General features: G+C 39.8%; 15 protein-coding genes and 1 riboswitch. Of the genes, 7 read left to right on the top strand and 8 right to left on the bottom strand.

Features of this window, described 5'->3' with window-relative positions; translation table 11 throughout:
• Positions 1 to 80: 80 nt before the first annotated feature.
• The 3 genes from BM380_RS00845 to BM380_RS00855 are packed head-to-tail and all read right to left on the bottom strand — an operon-like array spanning position 81 to position 4,695.
• Positions 81 to 2,873, bottom strand: coding sequence for an AAA family ATPase (locus BM380_RS00845; protein WP_013465142.1), 2,793 nt, complete (start codon positions 2,871 to 2,873; stop codon positions 81 to 83).
• A complete protein-coding gene (locus BM380_RS00850) occupies positions 2,870 to 3,418 on the bottom strand; it encodes a condensin complex protein MksE (protein ID WP_028835095.1) in 549 nt (182 codons plus the stop codon). The genes BM380_RS00845 and BM380_RS00850 overlap by 4 nt, the downstream gene beginning before the upstream one ends.
• Before the next feature lie 5 nt (positions 3,419 to 3,423).
• Positions 3,424 to 4,695 carry a hypothetical protein gene (locus BM380_RS00855; protein WP_090492353.1) on the bottom strand — a complete coding sequence of 424 codons (1,272 nt, stop codon included), beginning with the start codon at positions 4,693 to 4,695 and terminating at the stop codon, positions 3,424 to 3,426.
• A gap of 196 nt (positions 4,696 to 4,891) precedes the next feature.
• Here BM380_RS00855 and nhaD point away from each other — a divergent pair, with 196 nt between their 5' ends.
• Entirely contained in the window at positions 4,892 to 6,139 is a 1,248-nt protein-coding gene (gene nhaD, locus BM380_RS00860; protein WP_013465139.1) for a sodium:proton antiporter NhaD, read from the top strand.
• A 98-nt stretch (positions 6,140 to 6,237) separates the two neighbouring features.
• Positions 6,238 to 6,410: riboswitch (Lysine riboswitch) on the top strand.
• Positions 6,411 to 6,485: 75 nt separating this feature from the next.
• Positions 6,486 to 7,877: a lysine-sensitive aspartokinase 3 gene (lysC, locus tag BM380_RS00865; protein ID WP_175527436.1), complete on the top strand. Its 1,392-nt coding sequence runs from the start codon at positions 6,486 to 6,488 to the stop codon at positions 7,875 to 7,877.
• Here the strand turns inward: lysC and BM380_RS00870 are convergent.
• Positions 7,854 to 8,612, bottom strand: coding sequence for a 4'-phosphopantetheinyl transferase family protein (locus BM380_RS00870; protein ID WP_090492356.1), 759 nt, complete (start codon positions 8,610 to 8,612; stop codon positions 7,854 to 7,856). The two genes, lysC and BM380_RS00870, sit on opposite strands and share 24 nt — an antisense overlap.
• Before the next feature lie 166 nt (positions 8,613 to 8,778).
• Here BM380_RS00870 and BM380_RS00875 point away from each other — a divergent pair, with 166 nt between their 5' ends.
• Positions 8,779 to 10,101 carry a sodium-dependent transporter gene (locus BM380_RS00875; RefSeq protein ID WP_090492358.1) on the top strand — a complete coding sequence of 441 codons (1,323 nt, stop codon included), beginning with the start codon at positions 8,779 to 8,781 and terminating at the stop codon, positions 10,099 to 10,101.
• Between the two features lie 95 nt (positions 10,102 to 10,196).
• Here the strand turns inward: BM380_RS00875 and BM380_RS00880 are convergent, their stop codons facing one another.
• Together BM380_RS00880 and BM380_RS00885 are read right to left on the bottom strand one after the other, a co-directional pair.
• On the bottom strand, positions 10,197 to 11,177 hold the full coding sequence (locus tag BM380_RS00880; RefSeq protein ID WP_090492360.1) for a 2-hydroxyacid dehydrogenase: 981 nt from the start codon (positions 11,175 to 11,177) through the stop codon (positions 10,197 to 10,199).
• A gap of 88 nt (positions 11,178 to 11,265) precedes the next feature.
• On the bottom strand, positions 11,266 to 11,808 hold the full coding sequence (locus BM380_RS00885; RefSeq protein ID WP_013465134.1) for a glutathione peroxidase: 543 nt from the start codon (positions 11,806 to 11,808) through the stop codon (positions 11,266 to 11,268).
• Between the two features lie 120 nt (positions 11,809 to 11,928).
• On the opposite strand from BM380_RS00885, the gene BM380_RS00890 reads away from it, so the two are divergent.
• Positions 11,929 to 12,810: an NAD(P)-dependent oxidoreductase gene (locus BM380_RS00890; RefSeq protein ID WP_090492362.1), complete on the top strand. Its 882-nt coding sequence runs from the start codon at positions 11,929 to 11,931 to the stop codon at positions 12,808 to 12,810.
• A gap of 238 nt (positions 12,811 to 13,048) precedes the next feature.
• On the opposite strand, the gene sbcB is transcribed toward BM380_RS00890, so the two are convergent.
• A complete protein-coding gene (gene sbcB, locus BM380_RS00895) occupies positions 13,049 to 14,494 on the bottom strand; it encodes an exodeoxyribonuclease I (RefSeq protein ID WP_090492364.1) in 1,446 nt (481 codons plus the stop codon).
• 249 nt (positions 14,495 to 14,743) lie between these two features.
• Between sbcB and BM380_RS00900 the strand changes: the two genes are divergently transcribed.
• Positions 14,744 to 15,556, top strand: coding sequence for an alpha/beta fold hydrolase (locus BM380_RS00900; RefSeq protein ID WP_064662553.1), 813 nt, complete (start codon positions 14,744 to 14,746; stop codon positions 15,554 to 15,556).
• Between the two features lie 171 nt (positions 15,557 to 15,727).
• On the opposite strand, the gene BM380_RS00905 is transcribed toward BM380_RS00900, so the two are convergent.
• Entirely contained in the window at positions 15,728 to 17,860 is a 2,133-nt protein-coding gene (locus BM380_RS00905; protein WP_090492366.1) for a pre-peptidase C-terminal domain-containing protein, read from the bottom strand.
• A gap of 510 nt (positions 17,861 to 18,370) precedes the next feature.
• On the opposite strand from BM380_RS00905, the gene BM380_RS00910 reads away from it, so the two are divergent.
• Together BM380_RS00910 and BM380_RS00915 are read left to right on the top strand one after the other, a co-directional pair.
• Positions 18,371 to 18,709 carry a methanolan biosynthesis protein EpsI gene (locus tag BM380_RS00910; RefSeq protein ID WP_090492368.1) on the top strand — a complete coding sequence of 113 codons (339 nt, stop codon included), beginning with the start codon at positions 18,371 to 18,373 and terminating at the stop codon, positions 18,707 to 18,709.
• The gene (locus tag BM380_RS00915; protein ID WP_013465129.1) at positions 18,702 to 20,045 is read left to right on the top strand and encodes an SPFH domain-containing protein; all 1,344 of its coding nucleotides are present in this window, start codon (positions 18,702 to 18,704) and stop codon (positions 20,043 to 20,045) included. Before BM380_RS00910 ends, BM380_RS00915 begins: the two co-directional genes overlap by 8 nt.
• Positions 20,046 to 20,114: the final 69 nt, after the last annotated feature.

Below are 20,114 nucleotides of genomic sequence, written 5' to 3' on the forward strand. Positions count from 1 at the left end.
TTGTTTAAACTACCATGGGCGAGGGTAATTTAAAATCTAAAAATAAGTGTAACTGGCTAAGATGAATAGCCAATTAACTCTTAGTCCAGTAGAGAGGCTTTATGTTCAACCTCAATCCAATCTTTTTCATCTACCCAGTTTTGTGCGCCGTTTTTTACCGAACGAATTGGCACAATATAATCACAACTTATTTGCGGTTTAACCGAAGCAAATATTGGCACAAAGCCAAAGCTCAGGGCGGTTTCTATAATTGCTTTTTGGTTTTGCGGATCGATATCAGCCGCTTCATCTATGTAAATAGGTATACGGTATAAGTTTTGTTCCTGATCGCTTAATAAGTAACGAATAAACAACATGCCACATAATAGCTTAATGGTGATACGCGTACCATTTGAACCAGCCGAATCTATTTTTTCAAAGTGCTCGGTTTCGCCCGCGCGGTTAACCACTTCAAAACGAATATCAAATAAATCGGTAAGGGTCAGGCCTGCTTTGTCTGAGGCGAGTTTAATTAAATGATCTTTTGCGTCGTTTACCGCACTTTCGCTGTACGGCTCTTGGCTAAGTAAATCAAGGGTATCGCCTTGTTCAATTTGGTTAGAGGTACTTATAATGGTATCAATGCTATCTACCAACATTTTGCGCGGGATAATATTAATTTTAAACGCTTGCAGGTTTGAAATACGATGCTGGCTTATGCCTTTATTAAAGCTATTCATTTCACGGCGTAGGCGGTCCAAATCTTCACGTAAGCCTTTAATAGTGGCGGCCACTTCGGTGAGGGCAACGCGACCTTGGCGCTCAACGGCATCACGCTCGTTATCAATATTATGAAACGCGCTAATAAGTTTTTGGTATTTACTAAACTCATCGTTTTCGTTATCGAATTTGGTAATACCTGCATTGTAAATATGCATATAAGTATTACGTACATTTATATCGAAATTACGTAGCTCTTGGCAGTCTTTGTTAAAGTGGTGAATTAAATCGCTTAAATTATCAAAATCGATTTTTATATCAATCATGTAAGGCGTCACTTTACCACTGTATAAATCTAACGTGTGGTCAATACGCTCGGTTTTAACTTGGCGCAGGCGCTCTGTTTGACGATTAATTTGCGCTTGTTTTGATTTAATTAACGAGCGTCTATCAGCAATTGAGCCACTGTTTTTTTGAATATCTTGTAGGTAGTCGTCAACTTGTTCGCGTTCGGCTAAAAGCTGCTCTTTTAGCATTGCTTGGGCGTCAACCGATTGTTGCATCACTTCAAATTGCTCTAAGCGTTTAAGTGCACTTTCAGCACTCATAAGCTCATCGTATAGCGCGTCTTTTTCTTTTTGCTTATCTGCAACATTGGCGGCCACTTCGCGCTGTTGTTTAAACTCTTTTAATGATTGCTCAAGTGCGGTTAATTGAGCACTCAGTTGCTCTTTGTTTTCGCCGCTTTGCATTTGCACAGGCGAGAGTTTTTTAAGCTTAATACTGGCACCGGGCAGGGTGAGTACACCGCCTTTTACGTTTTCACTAAGCTGCGCTAAAAATTCGCCGAAAGCGTCGTCATCATCAATAGTGATATCGCCATTGCTGGTGGTAGCAAAGGAGAGAAGATCGGGGTTTAATAGTCGCGATATTTCTTCAACTTCTTTCAGTGATAAGTCTTCACGCATACGAGTGAATAAATTAAATTCTAAGTTTTTAAGTTGTAACTTTAAGCTTTTAATTTGTTTTTGTGTTTCGCCAATGCGGTAATCAAGGGTGTGCAGGCTTTGACCTTGTGCACTCGTTATTGAGTGTGACAACGACTCGTAGTCATTTTTTAACTGCGTTAAGCTGGTTTTGAGCGTGGCTTTATTAACCAGCTCAAACTCACTTTTAAGAGCGTTGTAATCTAAAAACCACTGTTCAATTTGGGTTTGTTTGCGCTCTATATCGCGCGATTGTTGAACGTATAGGCTTTGTTTTTGTTCAAACTCGTGTTTTTCGTGCTCAATATCTTCAAGAGCGATGTTGAGCTCGCTTAGTTGCTCTTCCTGATACGTATCAAAATCAATCAGTGCTTGGTCAATTTTTGGTGCATAAGCGGCCAGTTTACCTTTAAGAACGGTTTGGTTTTCAAGCATAGATTCGAGGGCGGCTATGGGCTCTTGCATTGACTCAAGGGCTTTTAATTCACGTTTTGCGCGGTTTACTTTATCAAACGACCGGCGCCATACTTCGTAAAAGTCGACCTTTGAATTTGACATGTGGCGTTCAAACACACGTAACATAAAGCGCTTAACGTCATTTGCGCCTAATTTATGTAAATTAAGAATACGACGAAATATTTCTTTGTATATTGCAGAGTCTTGAACGTTGTTAAGGGGGATCATTTTTAAATTGATCTCACCATCAAATTGCGTTGCACCGCCAGTAAGTAGGGCGTTTAACTCTTGCGCTTTAAGCTCTATCGGGTTGTAACCTTGCTGCTTTAAGTGATTAAACAGCTTGGTAAACTTAATAATGGTATTGCCTTGGGTGTACTGGGCTAAATCAAGTTTGCCTTGATAGCAAAAGTATTGGTGTGCATAACCGGCAATTTTACCTAAGCCTGCTACGCCAATGACAACTGAGCCATGGGGTAAATCGGCTTGCAATAAAATGTACGATTGATCTGATGAAAAATAAAACTTACGGGTTTCATCTAAATCGTGGCCATCCCACTCGGTAAGGCGTAAATCGTTAATTAGCGGAAATTGCAGTGCATTAATAACTGAGCTTTTACCTGTGTTGTTAGGCGCACAAATCGAGCTACTTTTATCAAGTGGGATCACACACTTTGCATAGCCTGCAGTATTAAGTAGGGCGAGTTTACTCAGTCCGTATAAGTTTTTCATTCCTCGTCCTCTCCTAAAAAGGTTTCTTCATTTACTTCCATTAAGGCATCAATATAGCGATGAATTGGCGCCTGTAGCATAAAGCCGCCTTCCACTTCGCGGGCAAGGCCTAAACGTACCATGCGTAAATACACATCTTTGCGTAAATCAGAACCCGAGAATATTTCAAGCTGATCAAATAAATGTTTATTAAGTTGTACCAAGGTTTGCATTAGCTCTAAATCGTTTGGCTCATCAAATAATGCACGCATTGGGTCTTTACCTGTGTTGGCAAAGTGTTCGATTAAAATATAAATAGTGAGCGCTATCGCGCGCGATATTTTGCCCATATTGGGGGTGCTTTCATCGCTAGCAAAATAATAAAAGCCACGACTGTCGTGCTTTAAATCATGGCCTAATGCTGTGAATAAGGCGCTGTAAGCTTCAATTTGTTGGTCAAGCTCTTGCCACATTAGGGTGTCTTGTTCGCAAATGTGGTAACCCGCGACTAATTTTTTATTAATGGCTTGTAAGTGAGAAAGCTCATTTAAGTTTATCTGTGTCATGGTCATTACTCGTGCTCGGCTTTATCAGCCTGAGGCTCTGAATTAAAGGGGTACAAAGAAAAGTGCTGGCCTGCAATGTTAACGCGGGCTTTTTTATCGCTTTGGCTAATGTGTAGGGTGGTATCGCTCACTAGTTTTTGATACAAAAACAGCATTTCATCGGCTTCAAGCTCTGGGTAGCTTTCGTCTAAAAATTGCAGCAGAGGCTGTGGTTTTTTACGCTGCTTTTTGAAGCGTTTTGCAAACTGCGCTTTTACATCGTGATAGTCAGGAATGTTCGGCGTGACAAACGCAGGCACATCGTTTTGCTCTGGTAGCTGATATTCATGATGCTCAAATTCAGCCAGGCTTGCCATGTAGGCTACTATATGGCGCTGTTGACCCAATGAATACTTTTGCGCATCGCTTACAAAATTTGGCTGCACGGCGCTGAGCATATTATCTACTCCATTTTTACGTATTAGCCCTAATACTTTTGCTACTTGGCGGGTAATAAGGTTATTACGGCGCAGTTCTTCACGCAGTGGCATTAACATATCGGCACTTTTACGTAAGCTTATCCGGCCAACTAGGTGCATTTCTAGAATGCGGGTACGCAATTGTTCAAGCATGCGTTTATCGTTGTACGCTTTGCCTGAACGTTCAATATGTTCTATTTGGGTGCTAATTTGTTGCTCAATAAGGGTAAAGCAGGCATGAAAGTCGCCTCTAATATCCACCATTTCCAGCATGGGTTCTATATATTCATCAAACGCTTCTATCACGGCTTTATAGCGTTTTTGTAGCGACTGCACCGCATTGTTAGATTTGGCTTGCTCAACAATATTTAAAATAGCGTTTTCGTTGTGTAAAAACAGTTTGATTATTTTACGCACCCGATCATCCATAATACGGCTAAAGCGGCGTAAATCATCAAAATCTTCCATTTCACCGGCATTAGATAGCCGATTACCTAAACGGGCCAAATCATCAACCAAGACACTAATTTCTTGTGCTAAGCCTAAATGTTCTTCTTGCAGTAAAAAGGTGGCAAAGTCGGCAATGGCGCGGTTAATTTCCAGTTGTGACGATTTAGCCAGCGGAATAATAATTTCTTGATTTAATAACCGGTTGGTTTCTTTATAAATACGCTCATTATTCCACGTGGGTTGCTTTTGCTTAATGGCATTTTGAAGATCTTTAATACTAAAGTCGGCCATTTTAAAGCGCTTAAATAATAGCTCTAATACACCCCAGTGTTCATTTAGGGTATTAAGTAGCTTTTTAGCTGGGATCATAAGGCGTTGCAACTTCCTAGTATTCGTTATTTTATATTTCTCGAACTTATATGGTATTCGTTTTTGCGACGATTTAATAATAGTTTTTACACCCGCTTAGTGATAGTATCCGCGCCGAATATAGGCACATAGAGTTTGTGGGTATATTTTTTACATGGTTTCAATTTTTACTTAACCCCGAAGGTTGTTTAATATCATGGTTTCCTCGATTATCCTGACGCTGATAGCGATTGCATTTTTGCTTATCGTTATTGAGGATGTGATCCACGTAAACAAAGCAAAAACGACATTATTTTTTGGTACACTTTGTTGGATTATCTCCTTTATTTTTCCTCTTAATGGGCAAAGCCCCGAAACGATTCAAACCCTCCTAGACCACAATATTTTAGAAATTGCTTCTTTATGGCTGTTTTTAATGGCCGCAATGACCTTTGTCGCCTATTTAAACTCTAAAGGACTTATCGAAAATGTTGTGAACCGGATTATGCCAACCAGCATTAGTGAGCGTAAGCTGATGTTTTTGGTGGGGTGTTTTGCGTTTTTATTTTCATCTATTTCCGACAACGTTACGGCCACGCTAATATCACTGGCAGTGATTATGTCATTAAAGCTTGAAGCCAAAAAACTAGTTAAGTACGCCACGCTTATTGTATTTGCTGTAAACTCCGGTGGTGTATCACTTATCACGGGTGATGTAACCACACTTATGATTTTCCTTGATGGTAAAGTAACAATTAGCAATTTATTACTGTTAATTGTGCCTGCGTTATTAAGTGTATTATTACTGGCTACTTTGTTATCAATTGGCATGAATAAGCAACTCGAGTTTAAAAAAACTAAATTTAAACGTATTGAAAAAACCGACATAACCATTGCGGTTATTTTCTTTACTACGGTTATTGCTACGCTTACATTGAGTGTTTTATACAGTGTACCGCCTCTGCTTACTTTTTTATTGGGTTTATCTATTATGTTTTTAGTCGCGCAATTTTTAATGCGCAAAAAAGACATCAACAAAGATATGATCGATTTTATACGCGACATAGAGTACGACACCTTATTGTTTTTCGTGGGTGTGTTACTGCTTGTTGGTGCGTTAAAAGAAGTTGGGGTACTGAGCCAATTTACTAATTTGTATACGGTAATGGCGCCAGAGTACGCAAACTACTTAATGGGTATTTTATCCGCAGGTGTTGATAATGTGCCACTAACGGCAGCGTTATTAAAAGCCGACATTGTAATGAGTCAACAGCATTGGTTGTCGTTTACGTATGCAACCGGTGTAGGTGGCTCTATGCTAATCATTGGCTCGGCGGCCGGTATTATAGCCATGAGTAAGGTAAAAGAGCTGACGTTTGCAAGTTACCTTCGCTTATCGCTGTATTTATTACTGTGTTACACCTTTGGTTATGCGGGCTCTTACTTAATGGGTAGTTTTATTTGATTTTATAGTAAAACGACTTGACAGCTAGACGTCTAAACGATAACTTTCAAAGCCGCACTCTTAGTGCGGTTTTGTTTTATTAGCCACAGGTTAATAATACATTCAGAAGAGGTGCGATACTTAGGTACTTAATGTGAGGCAACGACAGCCTGCGACCATTAAGGAGGGAAGTACTCGCCGAGGAAAATAATGGGTCGTTACCATTGTTTTTCGGTTTATGGGGCTGAATCCTCAAAACTGTCACCAATTTAGGTGGAGAGCTTCTGGCAGTAGATTTTTCTTATCTTTATTTCCTGCCAAGTTCTTCTTGTTTTATTGCGGTTTGGATGCCGCGAAAGGAGACGAAATGACTACCCAATCAGTGCCACAAAGTTCACAGTGCACAAAATCAGATTACATTGTTGCCAAATTTGGTGGCACCAGCGTTGCTAACTTTGAGGCGATGAGCCGTTGTAGCGAAATTATCGTAAACGATAAAAATGTACGTATTGTTGCAGTAAGCGCCAGTGCCGGAGTGACCAATCATTTAGTGGAGCTTTGCAAAGCGGGTATTGAAGCCACTAAACGCCAACAGCATATTGATGGTGTTCTTGCGATTCAGCAGGCTATTTTAAATGACCTGTCGTTAGATGAGGATTTAGCCCTTGGGTTTAATCAAACGCTAGATGCATTTCAAACGTTGGCGGCACAAACACTCAATACTGAGCAGCAGTTCGATGAGCTACTTAGCTTTGGCGAGCGTTTATCGTCGTACTTATTTACCCAAGTACTAAGATTAAAGGGTTTAAATGCCACTCGTTTTGATGTGCGCCAGGTGCTTAAAACCGATAGCCAATTTGGTAAAGCAACACCAAATGTGGCCGCCACAGCGCAAGCCGCTCAAACACATTTAATTCCGCTGCTTGATGATAGCGTTATTGTGACCCAAGGGTTTATTGGTAGCGATGCAAACAATTTAACGACCACGCTCGGTCGAGGCGGCTCAGATTATAGCGCTGCACTGCTTGCTGAGGCTATTAACGCTAAAAGTGTGCATATTTGGACTGACGTAGTGGGTATTTTTAGCACCGATCCTCGTTTGTGTGTAAAAGCCACTCCTATTGCGCGTTTAAGTTTTGATGAAGCCGCAGAAATGGCGACCTTTGGCGCTAAAGTGCTGCACCCAGCTACAATTTTGCCTGCCAGTCGCAGCCATATTAATGTGTTTGTTGGCTCAAGCACAGAGCCAGAACTTGGCGGTACGTGGATTGAACGTGAAAAATCGCAGTTACCTGGTATTCGTGCGGTCACGCAGCGTAAAAACCAAATACTACTGACCTTAAAAAGCCCTGAAATGTTATTAGCGAGTGGTTTTTTAGCACGTATCTTTACTATTTTAAGTGAATGTAATATTTCGGTAGACTTGGTTACCACCTCTGAAATTAGTGTAGCAATTACCCTTGATAATGCGCCTAATGCATCGCGCCCAGAGCTAGATCAAGAGTGCTTGGATAAACTCGCTGAATTTTGCCATGTATCGGTTGAAAACAATTTAACGCTGGTAGCGTTAATTGGCTCTGAAATTGTTTTGCGCCAACATGAAATGAATTTAATGAAAGTATTAAGTGACTTTAATATTAGACTCATTTGCCATGGTGCAAGTAAACATAACTTGTGCTTTTTAGTTGAGCAAAGCGAGTCTGATGCAGTGGTTCAAGCGATTCATAGTCGATTACTAGAAAGTGATTGCGCTGCGTAAATCGTTAATAGTCATTATTGAGCACCGCCAGTCGGTGCTTTTTTTTGCCACAACGCTAATATCAAATATGTCGTTATGTGCTCCAACCACGGTATTGCTACAAGCTGTAAGCTGAGTGTTATTAAGTTCGTTAAACACATTAGGGCTTAATAATTGAGCAATGGGGCGGCTGGTGGCTTTAGCCAGCGCTTCTTTTAATGTCCAAATCCTAAAAAAATGATGTGCTTGAGTTGTTATGTTATCTGTATCGGTTATTAAACTCACTTCGGCTGGGTGGTAAAAGTGTTTAGCGAGTTTATTAAAAGGGCGCTTTAAACTAATTTTTTCAATATCAAAGCCAAATTGAGTTGATGCTACATTTAACGCTGCACCTACAAAACCATGAGAATGCGAAATACAGCAACTGATCACGCCTGTTGTATTTTTAATATGTAATTCTAATTTACTGTTATCGGGGTTAAATTCAGAACTAATATCACACAGCTTTAATGATGCATAAGAAGAACAAGCGGTTTTTACTAGGTATTTAAGCACTAAACGTGTGGCTAAATATTCTTGTTTAGCCTGTGGATTTTTACGCCGATTAATAACATTGAGCTCAAAAGGGCTTAAATAGTGGGGTAAATCAAATTCATCCACATTGAGGGTGGTTGCGTTAAGCAACGCAATGCAATGGCTGTTATTTGCTAAAGCGGGCGTGGCTTTTAGCTGGTTTTCAAAGTAAGTTACACTCATCATTGCTCATTATAAATGACGACCGATTACATATTTATTACCCAAAGCTGGATAGTTTGTGAGCGGTTGTTAGTTGTTGTGAGCGCTAAGTACATTTTTATTACTCAGTGGCTCTTAAATATGGTTTAATTCGCATTCGTTAAAATAATAACAGATTTGTAGGTGTATGGCACAAGTGCGTGATGGTTTTCAAAGTCGACTAGGTTTTGTATTGGCAGCAGCCGGTGCAGCGGTAGGTTTAGGTAATATATGGGGTTTTCCTACGCAGGCTGCTAATCATGGTGGCGGCGCATTTTTACTGGTTTACTTTATCGTTATTTTTTTGCTGGCGTTACCTGCTTTGTACACCGAGCTGTATTTAGGTTACAAAGCACAAGCTAATCCTGTTAAAGCGCTAAGCCAAGCATGGCAAGATCACGCCCCTAAAGTGGGAGCCGCAGCAGGCTATATTGGCCTTGCCGGTGCCATCGTTATGTTAAGTTTTTACTCTATTGTGGCCGGTTGGATGCTTTCCTACGCTATAGAGCCTATAAGTAGCTTTTTTGGCTTGCATAGCTTGAGTGAGTTTTTACATAGCGACTCTATGTTACGTAATTTTATTTTTACGCCGCTTATGCTTATTTTAACCGCCAGTATTATTTTAAAAGGGGTGAAGTCGGGAATAGAAACCTGGTCACGCCGTTTAATGCCGCTTTTACTTGTTCTTCTTATTGGGCTTATTATTTATATTGCAACGTTAGATGGCGCAAGCGAAGGGTTTGCTGCCTATTTAGTGCCTGACTTTAGCAAAATACTCGACCCTGATTTAATTATTGCCGCAATGGGGCAAGCGTTCTTTTCGTTGTCGCTTGGGGTAGGCTGTATGATGATTTACGGCTCGTACTTAAAACCCGGAGCTAACTTACCAAAATTAACCGCAAGTGTTGCGCTACTTGATACCAGCGTGGCGTTTTTGGCGGGCTTATTAATAATTCCGGCTATTTATGTTGCCCAGTACAATGGCGTTGAAGTCTTTAGTAACGGTAAACTAATTGGTGAGGGGCAACTTATTTTTGCCATATTACCTGAGCTATTTGGCACTATGGGTGAAATTGGTTTATTGGTTGGCTTATTATTTTTTGTTTTGATGTCGATAGCTTCAGTTACCTCAACTATTTCGTCAACTGAGATCCCTGTGGCATTTTTGGTTGAAAACCACAGTGTAGATAGAACCAAAGCAACATGGGCCGTTAGCGCCATTGTATTTGTTTGTGCCAGTACTATTATTGTTAATTTTGATTGGCTATTTGGTTTGGTTATTATGGTATTTACTCAATACCAACTTCCGTTGATGGGGCTTTTTTACTTTATAACGGTAGGCTGGCTATGGCAACGTGGTAATAAACTGCACAAGGCAAGTAGTGGGCCGCACTATTGGTTTGCTCAGTACATTCGTTTTGTCTGCCCAGTGCTAATGACCTTAGTATTTGCAAATGTAGCGTTTGGTTAAAAACTTTTAAACGCGAATTTAAAAATGCAGTTTTAAAAAGCGAACTATTGGGAGTCATCCGAAAGTTCGCTTTTTACAGTTTAAATGACTTGGTATTACAATACTTGATTGGTTAGCGTTTGCCCTTGAGCAAGCTCGTTTGCATTTTGTAATGTTATATTAGCGATTTCGGTTAGAGCTTCTTGAGTAAAAAAGCCTTGATGCCCTGTTATTAACACATTTCTAAAACTCACTAAACGAGAGAATATATCGTCTTGATTTATTTCGTCACTGTGGTTTTTAAAAAACAGCTCTGATTCTTGTTCGTACACATCAAGCCCTAAATACCCCAGTTTTTGTGATTTAAGTGCTTTAATACAGGCTTGGCTGTTTACCAGCGCACCGCGAGAAGTATTAATGAGCATGACGCCGGTTTTCATTTTATTAAATGCAGCGTCATCGATTAAATGATGCGTATCTTCGCTCAGCGGGCAGTGCAGTGAAATTATATCGCTTTGGGCAAGTAGGGTATTTAAATCGGTAATAGTGTAATTGCCTGGTTTTGCAAAAGGGTCGCACACTAAAACGTTAGCGCCAAAACCATTTAAAATGTTACACAGTGCCAAGCCTATTTTACCGCAGCCTATAATCCCTATGGTCTTGTTATGTAAGTTAAACCCAAGTAAGCCATTTAAATCAAAGTTGTCTTCGCGTACTCGGTTATAAGCTTTGTGTGTTTTACGGCTGAGGGTAAGCATAAGAGCAACACAATGCTCAGCTACTGCCTCAGGGCTGTAGGCGGGTACGCGTAATACGCTTAGGTTATGCTGTTTGGCAATGGGCAAATCAACGTTATTAAACCCCGCACAGCGTAATAAAATAGCGCTAACACCCAATGTGGCAAGTTGCTCAATCACTGCTTTATCTACTTTATCGTTTACAAATACGCACACAGCGTCAAAGTTTTTAGCTAATATTGCCGTCTGCGCCGATAAACTTTGCTCAAAATAAGTAATAGTGATGTTAGAAAAGCCATTTAAACTTTGCTCAAAAAAAGGTCGCTCATATTTCTGAGCACTAAAAAAAGCAATATCCATTAACTAGCTCCAAGTAATCAATTATTTTATTACCATAAACTATTCTTACTATAGATGCTTCACTCTTGTTGTTTTAATTACGACAGGATTATTTTAATACAGCCGAACGGACTCCTAAACGAGCGGTCGTCGGTTTTATAACGGGCACTGATTCTAAGCAGCTTGTTATTACATTATGTAATGACTCCGGTTTAGTTCGCGGTGCATAGCGAGCAACCAGCTGCCCTTGTGCATTAACTAAAAACTTAGTGAAGTTCCATTTTATTGCTCGGTTTTGTGCAATACCTCGTGTATGAGACTTTAAATAACTAAACAGTGGATGCGTATCTGGGCCATTTACCATGACCTTATTAAACACCTCAAAATTAATTGAAAAATGTTTTTGATAATAGTCTTTAATGGCCATTCCCTCTAATGGCTCATTTTTATCAAATTGATTACACGGAAAGGCTAAAATAGTAAACCCATCGTTTTTGTATTGTTGATATAGCTTTTCTAGCGCGCATAATTGCGCAGAAAAATGACATTTACTGGCGGTATTAACAATAAGAACCGTTTTTCCTTTTAGCTGACTCAAAGAAAAATCATCGTTATTACAAAGTGGTGCGTTAAATTGATAAATACTATCCATAGATTACCTACCTAATTTCCGTATGAGGGAAATTTTAAAAGACTTTCATTCGCTTTTTTAGCGGCCGATTGACATAATCGAGCTTATGTTTCTAAGTTATCAGTTAAATAGGTCATTTTTATGTCAGTAAAAATTGCATTTATAGGTTTAGGCGTAATGGGTTACCCAATGGCAGGGCATCTAGCAAAAGCGGGGCGCAGCGTATGTGTTTATAACCGCACAGCAGCTAAAGCACAAAAATGGGTTGAAGATTTTAACGGCAGTTTTGCACCTACCCCGCGTGAAGCTGCAAGTGGTGCCGATATGGTATTTATGTGTGTTGGGAATGACGACGACTTACGGTCAGTGGTATACGGCGATGATGGTGTTTTAGCTGGTATGGACAAAAACACGATTTTAATCGATCACACAACTACTTCTGCTGAGGTAGCGCGTGAAGTTGCGGCAAAAGCGGCTTTACAGCATATCGACTTTATTGATGCGCCAGTATCGGGCGGTCAAGCAGGTGCTGAAAACGGGGTATTAACCGTAATGGCTGGTGGCAACGAAGCGGTATTTGCTAAAGCACAACCTATCATGGCGGCGTTTAGCCGTTTTAGCCAGTTATTAGGGGAAGTTGGATCTGGACAATTATGTAAAATGGTCAACCAAATTTGTATTGCTGGTGTGGTACAAGGCTTAGCTGAGGGCTTACATTTTGCTAAACAAGCAGGGCTTGATGGCGAAAAAGTAATAGAAACCATTTCTAAAGGCGCAGCTGGTTCGTGGCAAATGGAAAACCGCTACAAAACAATGTGGGCAGGCGAGTACGAGTTTGGTTTTGCTGTAGATTGGATGCGTAAAGATTTAGGCATTGCCCTTGATGAAGCTAAAAATAATGGTGCAACGCTGCCAATGACTGCAACGGTCGATCAATACTACGCCGATGTACAGGCTCTTGGCGGCGGCAGGTACGACACATCAAGTTTACTAGCGCGTATTGAAGCACTGCATAAAAAGTAATGTAATTGGTAAAAGTAAACTTTTCACAAAAAGGGTAAGAGGTGCTGCGCTTTTAGAGAAAGTGATAAACATAAACAGTAAATGTTGGTTTTATGCGTTTCTCATTTACGCCTCATTTGCTTCTCTTTGTGAAATAAATTTTACTTTGTTTGTAGTGGTACAGTTACTTAAAACAAAAAACGCGACACTTTATTGCTAAAGTGTCGCGTTTTTCATGCGTTATATACACTAAAGCAAATTACATACTTTGCGCGTAGTTATATAAGGCCTTTAAAATTGTAAGATTTTTTTCGCTGTCGTCATGCTCGTGCGCTAGGTTTTCAAGAGTGATCATAAAATCTTGTGCGCTGATTGATGGCTGATCTTCGCCATGCATTAACTTGCTTTGGCAATATTGACGCCATTGATCAAGCTCTTGCTGGTTGAGCGTTTGTGGCCAGTTACGGGCGCGGTATCTAAACAGCAAAGTATTAAATTTAGGATCTTCAAATTCAAGTTTTAAGCTTGCTAAGTCTTCAGGCTTTGCATCACGAATAATCGCAAATTTAGCTTTATCAGCATGGCTAGTAAAGCCATCATATAATAAGTAATCTACGTTCGTGGTCGCGCTGTAATCGCCTTGCTCATTAAATACCTCAGTGACTTTATCGCGAAGCTCAGTATTGGCTTTTAAAATGGCTAAATTAGCCAAGCATTGCTCGCGGTCAATACCCAAGCGAGCAGCGTTTTCAGGCAGTAGCGTTTTAGCTGGCGCTAAAATAGGGCACTTGTTTAAATGCACCAATTTTAAACCTACGGGTAAATCACCCTCTGCTAAATCTATACGTTTGGTGTATAAACGCTTGCGTAACTCTTCTACATTTAAATCAAGTAATACCTGTGGGTTTTGGGTTAAATCAAAACAAATAACCGCGTTTTTATTAACAGGATGAAAGCTCATAGGTGCCACCCACGTGGTACAACCCTGGGTTGCTGGAATACGCGACGAGGTATGCACTAATGGGGTCATGTTAAACACGTCCACCAATTCAGCAAGGGCTTTCTTATTACGCAAACTAAAAAAGAAGTGATACAGCTTAGGCTGCTTTTCTTTTATTAATTTAGCCAGTGCAATGGTAGCCGTTACATCACTTAATGCATCGTGCGCAGCGGCATGTTCAATACCATTAGCGACAGTTAAATGCTCAAGTTTAAAACTTGGGCTGCCATCTTCTTTTAATGGCCACTCAATGCCCTCAGGGCGAAGTGCATAGCAGGCACGCACTAAATCTATAATATCCCAACGACTGTTATTGTTTTTATATTCACGCTCATATGGGTCGTAAAAGTTACGATAAAAGCTATATCGGCTTACTTCATCATCAAAGCGAATACTGTTATAACCAGCCACACAGGTATTGGGCACGCTAAATTCGGCATGAATTTTAGCAATAAACTCAGCCTCAACTAAGCCTTTTTGCATCGCCACTTGCGGGGTAATACCGGTGATTAAACACGCTTCAGGATGGGGTAAATAATCCGCTTGCGGCTTACAGTACTCAATAAGCGGCTCGCCAATAATATTTAAATCAAGATCGGTGCGCACACCTGCAAATTGGCTCGGCTTATCCTTTTGCGGGCTTGCCCCCCAGGTCTCGTAGTCGTGCCAGTAGATTGTTGCTTGGTTTTGCTCTTGATAAGCCATTAAAAAACCCTATAAGTTAGCTTGAAACGGTTTATATACCGCCAAGTTACTAAATTTATGAATTATTTAGATTATGGCATAGGGTTACAGAGGTTTATAGGCTTGAATAGGGAAATCTATCAGTCAAAACAGGATTTAAGAGTGATTGACGTGATTATTTATTTTTAAGGGTATGTGATAGAGAAATTATTTATAAACATAGTGCTTAATGTTATAAACTTAAGCTAACTACTAATTAGCTTTAACAACATGAAACTAATAATAAAAACGACTCTATTTTGGGTATTAATCACCTCTACCGCTGCGTTTGCTGAGCTTGCAAAAGTTAAAGTAAATGGCTTTGATATTGAATATGAAATAGCGGGTAGTGGTAAACACACTGTTTTACTCGAGGCGGGTGGCTCTGCAGGGCTGAGTGATTGGGATCCCATTTATAACTCGCTTATCAAGCATGCAAAAGTAATTCGCTATTCTCGAATTGGCAATGGCGGCTCAGCGCAAATAAAGAAAAACTATAGCTCAGAAGAATATGCTGCTGAGGCTTTACTACTGCTTAAAGCACTAAAAATTGATGAACCAGTAGTTTATGTGGCGCATTCTTATGGTGCTTATATCGCAAGGGTATTTGCAGCAAGCTACCCTGATAACATTAAAGCGTTAATGTTAATTGAACCCGCCTCAGAGCATGATGTTGATATTATGCGTAAGATTGATTTACCGCGCGCTGAAAAAGAAATTGCTGCTATAAAACGTGATGATATGAAAAACGGCATATCGAATCAGTATTTAGACTTTTGGTCGAAGCGGCCTTTGCCCGATTACCCACAAATAGCAGATATTCCCGTGACGGTTATTGCCTCAGTTAAAAAATATGAAAATCCATCGGTGTTATTTTTTACTGATAAAGGGCGTGAAATGTGGGGAGAACTGCATTTAAACTGGGCTAATGCTTTTCCTCAAGGTGAGATAGTGCTAACCAGTAAAAGTTACCACTATCCACAAAATGATGAGCCAGAAATGGTAGTTAAACAAGTTTTGAAGCTATTATCACGCACTCAATAGCGAGATCGGATTATGTTTTTTAATTACGACTAACTATGAGTTCTTTTTGTAATAGGTGCCATTTTTTACTTATTGTGTTGTTTAATACGCTCTGCATTAAAAGAGTAAATTAAACCCTAAACAAAGCACTGCAGGTTTACTGCAGTGCTTTGTTTAGGGAAATGATATTAATTATTTTGCAGTTGCAACAAGCTTAACCCAATCGTAATTAGTGACACCTAACAAGCCGATTTGTAATGTCTGGCCTGAACTCACCTCTAAGATACAACTTTCATTGTTGCCTTTGTTGTTCGATAAGCAATCATATTGTGTTTTTGTTACCGCTGCATCCGCTCTAACATAGAGGTTAGTATTTCCCTCGCCACCCAATGTTTTTATGTTTACAGTAGTTGTGCCTGTAGGTACTACATAACTATAGCGCTGCCAAAAATCTGGAAATCCATAAGCACGAGAAGTTAATACACGAGTATCATTATCTGTAGGTGGTGCGCTATTTTCATAATCAGCCATAATAGTGACATTACTGTAGCTGCTATAGGCTTTAAGCATAACGTAATAGCGACCTTCTCCTTGACTTATATTACAGCTTTCAGTGTTACCATTTCTAAATGGTCGGCAGTCGTAATCGTTTGTGGTAGGTATTGTATTTTTCTTAACGTAGAGGTCTGCATCACCCGAACCACCTGTTATGCCGATTGAAATGTTAGTGCTATTTGCAGGTACATCAATATAGTAAATAGTCTCTTGATTTAATGCTGCACTTTGGCCTGTTAATGCTTGGCCTTTAGTTAATTCAATTTCTGTTGGTGAACCATCGGAAACACTAATAGTTTGGGTTAGTGTATTTGTATTATTGTTACTATCTTTCACAGTAACAGAAACGTCGTAGTCACCCGCAGAGACAAAACTATGCATCACAGTTGCGCCTGTATCGGTTTGATTATCGCCAAAGTTCCAACTGTAGTTAATGATTGTACCTGCGGAGCTGGAACCAGTTGCATCAAAATTACACTGTAATTGTTCACAGCTGTATTCAAAACGCGCGGTAGGTGGCAGTGGTGTATTACCGTCGTTATCGCCAACAGGCACTGTGTTATTAAAGTAAGTTGCGACTTGGGGCCAAATCTTACTTATTTTGGCGCCTTTATTGTAGCATCCGCCTAAGTGATGAAGTGCAATAACACGATTACTTGATGCTGCAACAACAGGAGAACCGGAAGAGCCACCTATAGTGTCACAATAGTATCCAATATCAGTATTACTTCCACGCCCATTCGTTGAGGGGGCATTAACTTGGCACAAACCATTGGTGTCTTGATCCGATTCAATCGACAGCTCCTTAGGATTACCTGAACCATGTTGCGGAATATAAATACGTTCACTTTGCTCTGCGTTTCGCACATCAAGCCCTAAGTAGCCAAACTGTTCAATATTGGCAAAGTCATTAACACTGAACAGCGTATAATCTAACGTGTAGTCAGTTTTAAAAAACTCTTTACCCGTTACTTTTACAATGGTTTCTCTGGTTGTGCCATTACAACTTTTATTTTGGTAGTTAAACCACACTTCTGTAGAGGCAAGCTCAGATGCAGTCTCTATACAGTGGTTATTGGTAAATAACTTATTATCGCTGCCAACGCGCCAACCGGTACATAAGCTGCGGCCACCAATTACTAAGCGTGCTACCGGGCGGCTGCGGTCAAACTCTGTTGGGTTTGAGTCGGCCCAACATTGCACGTCTTTGCGTTCATTAATGCCACATGTTGACAAGGGGGCAGGTGTATTGTCTTCGCTGAGTTTTATATTAGCGCTTTCGGTACCGTAAAAGTAACTATCAATAATACCAAACTGGTGATGCTGCTTACTGGTTTTTGGATCAGGGTAATATTCAATGATAACGCTGTCATTTGATACCGACATAGAAGAAAATGAATGCACACCATCATCCCCGTTTAAGCTATCGATTGTTGCTGCGTCCATATTATTACTACTATATTCATATCGCTCTGAGTTGTCTTCGCTTCTAACGACTAACTTTGCGTCACCATTTAGATCTACTTGGCTAAAATGTAGCTTTATGTAATCAGCATTAGGGTGCGATACAGTTTGAGTAATTACGTGTCCTTGCGCAGTTTCGATAGCAAATTGCTTAGAAAGTTTTACATGGGTAGAAGCGTGTTTGGCGATTGTGGTTTTCTTTGCTTCTTGAGTGTGTTGTAAAATAGTGAGCTCATCGATTGCAGCAAAACTGCATTGTCCATAGATAGCTGTAGCGAGCAATGCTGCGTATTTACATTTATTCATCTTTATATCCTTTTCACTAATAAGTGGTTTGATGTAACGTAAACGATCAACTGCATGCCCATATGATTTAACTTTGAGCAAATAATCAGTACCTAATTTACATACTAAGGGTAGGTCGCATTTTAATCTTCGCCAGTAAAAAATTTAAATTTTTTTAACTTTACTCGGAAATAATTGCAATTTTCACTTTGAGATCAGCTCATTTTAAAAAGAATAAATGGCTTAGTATTCAATATGAAAGTTTGAACAGAAGATGTTCACTGTTGAGTCTAATAGGCTGTTACCAATACAGGTAATAACTTTTACTAACACTCACTAAAAGTAATATTGTAGATATTGAGACTTCTGATATTAAACTTTTCTATTTTAATTTTTACAAAAATATACAAGGGCCAAGTTTTAATTCTGTTATTTGGGTCGTTATTCTGTAAAATTATCGGCTTAACATTTGTGATTTAACCGTTACATTTGTTGTTATGGTTAATTATTCAATTAATATAAGCAGACGTTATGATTTTTTATATTATTGGGTTAAGTACGCTTGTTATTATTTTGTGTGTGGCGCTTTATGTGATTTACAGCAATGTACGTAAGAGCCGAGTAAGAAAGTCAAAAGAATATAATGTGTTATTTGATAAAGACACCATTATTGATGAACTCATTGCTCAACTTAGCGAGAAAAACCAAACCCAAGAAAACCAGGAAAAAACAATTAAAGGCAAACAAGAGATCCTTGCAACTTTTATAGATTTGCATCGATCGGGTAGTTTTTGTGCGCATTTAAGCGAACAAGAAATTACGTATTTTGTTAAAAAGAAACTAAACATGGAGAGTACTAAAAATGGATAGCGAACAACAAGCAGTCGCTGAGGCAAAAAACACCTCATTTATGGCACGTTTTGGTCGTCGTAATGTGATTTTACTAACATCCGTTGTCGTGGTGTTAGCCGTGATTGCAACATTAACGTCGCAGGTTATTTCATGGAATGAAGCCGATGAACGGCTAGTTCATCAGTCAGCTTTTACCGGTAATTTAACGGTAATAAATCAAGCGGGCCCTTACTTAAAAGCATTTGGTACGACATCAGCCTATAAAAAAGTTATTTCAATTAACTTTACCGGCGATAGCAGCGCAACAGCCAGTGCCATTGTACCACTCATTCCTATTCGATTCTTAGATACCACGACCGGTGGGGCACGCGGTGTTTCCCGCTTTAGATTACCTGGCAACGTACCCGCTAGTGAATCGGGTGCTTTGCGTGGTTTATTAAAAATTCATGAAGAATTTGGCTCCCAAGAAACCCTAATTTCTAACCTTTTAATGCGTGCAACAACAGAAAATGTAAAAGCGTCGGCTCGTATGATGTCGGTGGAGCAACATTATTCAGGTGGTAATGGTCAATTAAGCCAAGATTTTTCTGATCAACTTACTAATGGTATTTTTGTTACTGAGCAAATTATTAGTACCGGTGAGCGTGATAAGTCAGATGATTTAAGTAATTTAAGTAAGCAACAACGCGTTACCATTAATATAAAGAAGGATGCTGAAGGTAATCCGCTACGTAATGCGCCTATTTTAGGCTCTTATGGGATCACAGTCGTTGATGCGAGTATTATTGATATTGATTACGAAAATAAAGTAAATGCACGTTTAGAGGCGCAAAAACAAGCGGCTGCTGATGAAGCGCTGGCAAGACAAAACCTTAAAAAAGCAGAGCAACAAGCACGTACTGAAGTGGCATTAGGCGAACAAGCGATTGCAAAGCAAAGAGCTGAGTCTGAAAAGCTAAAAATTAAAGAGCAAATTGATGCAGAACGAATAAAAGCGAATGCGATTATTTCTGCCCAGCAACGTGTAGCTGTTAAAGCGGAGCTTGCAAAAGAGCAAGAAGAAATTTTAAAACAGCAACGCTTAGAAGCATTAGGTATGGACGTTTTAGCTGAAGCACGTTTACGCGCAAAATCAGCAGCGCTTGATCCTAAGTATGTATTTGATGAAACACTTAAAGCAGAAGTTAAAATTCAAACGGCTTTATTTAATAGCTTAGGTAACAGTCGCTTAGTGCCTGAAATTGTTATAGGTGCAGGGCAGGGTGAGCAAAATAATGGTTCTGAATTTATGCGCTTACTGGCGGCCGACGCGGCATTGAGCCTTAAGAAGCGTTTAGAAAAAGAGAAAAAATAAACGTTAAAAATCATTATAAAGCCCTAGCTTTAATTGCTAGGGCTTTTTTTGTGGTATCGCTTTGTAAGT

The sequence above is a fragment of the Pseudoalteromonas sp. DSM 26666 genome (assembly GCF_900116475.1).
Lineage (GTDB): Bacteria > Pseudomonadota > Gammaproteobacteria > Enterobacterales > Alteromonadaceae > Pseudoalteromonas > Pseudoalteromonas tetraodonis.

Excerpts from the sequence above, each read along its gene's own strand:
- BM380_RS00845 (WP_013465142.1), bottom strand. The coding sequence starts at position 2,873 with ATGAAAAACTTATACGGACTGAGTAAACTCGCCCTACTTAATACTGCA.
- BM380_RS00850 (WP_028835095.1), bottom strand. The coding sequence starts at position 3,418 with ATGACACAGATAAACTTAAATGAGCTTTCTCACTTACAAGCCATTAAT.
- BM380_RS00855 (WP_090492353.1), bottom strand. The coding sequence starts at position 4,695 with ATGATCCCAGCTAAAAAGCTACTTAATACCCTAAATGAACACTGGGGT.
- nhaD (WP_013465139.1), top strand. The coding sequence starts at position 4,892 with ATGGTTTCCTCGATTATCCTGACGCTGATAGCGATTGCATTTTTGCTT.
- lysC (WP_175527436.1), top strand. The coding sequence starts at position 6,486 with ATGACTACCCAATCAGTGCCACAAAGTTCACAGTGCACAAAATCAGAT.
- BM380_RS00870 (WP_090492356.1), bottom strand. The coding sequence starts at position 8,612 with ATGAGTGTAACTTACTTTGAAAACCAGCTAAAAGCCACGCCCGCTTTA.
- BM380_RS00875 (WP_090492358.1), top strand. The coding sequence starts at position 8,779 with ATGGCACAAGTGCGTGATGGTTTTCAAAGTCGACTAGGTTTTGTATTG.
- BM380_RS00880 (WP_090492360.1), bottom strand. The coding sequence starts at position 11,177 with ATGGATATTGCTTTTTTTAGTGCTCAGAAATATGAGCGACCTTTTTTT.
- BM380_RS00885 (WP_013465134.1), bottom strand. The coding sequence starts at position 11,808 with ATGGATAGTATTTATCAATTTAACGCACCACTTTGTAATAACGATGAT.
- BM380_RS00890 (WP_090492362.1), top strand. The coding sequence starts at position 11,929 with ATGTCAGTAAAAATTGCATTTATAGGTTTAGGCGTAATGGGTTACCCA.
- sbcB (WP_090492364.1), bottom strand. The coding sequence starts at position 14,494 with ATGGCTTATCAAGAGCAAAACCAAGCAACAATCTACTGGCACGACTAC.
- BM380_RS00900 (WP_064662553.1), top strand. The coding sequence starts at position 14,744 with ATGAAACTAATAATAAAAACGACTCTATTTTGGGTATTAATCACCTCT.
- BM380_RS00905 (WP_090492366.1), bottom strand. The coding sequence starts at position 17,860 with ATGAATAAATGTAAATACGCAGCATTGCTCGCTACAGCTATCTATGGA.
- BM380_RS00910 (WP_090492368.1), top strand. The coding sequence starts at position 18,371 with ATGATTTTTTATATTATTGGGTTAAGTACGCTTGTTATTATTTTGTGT.
- BM380_RS00915 (WP_013465129.1), top strand. The coding sequence starts at position 18,702 with ATGGATAGCGAACAACAAGCAGTCGCTGAGGCAAAAAACACCTCATTT.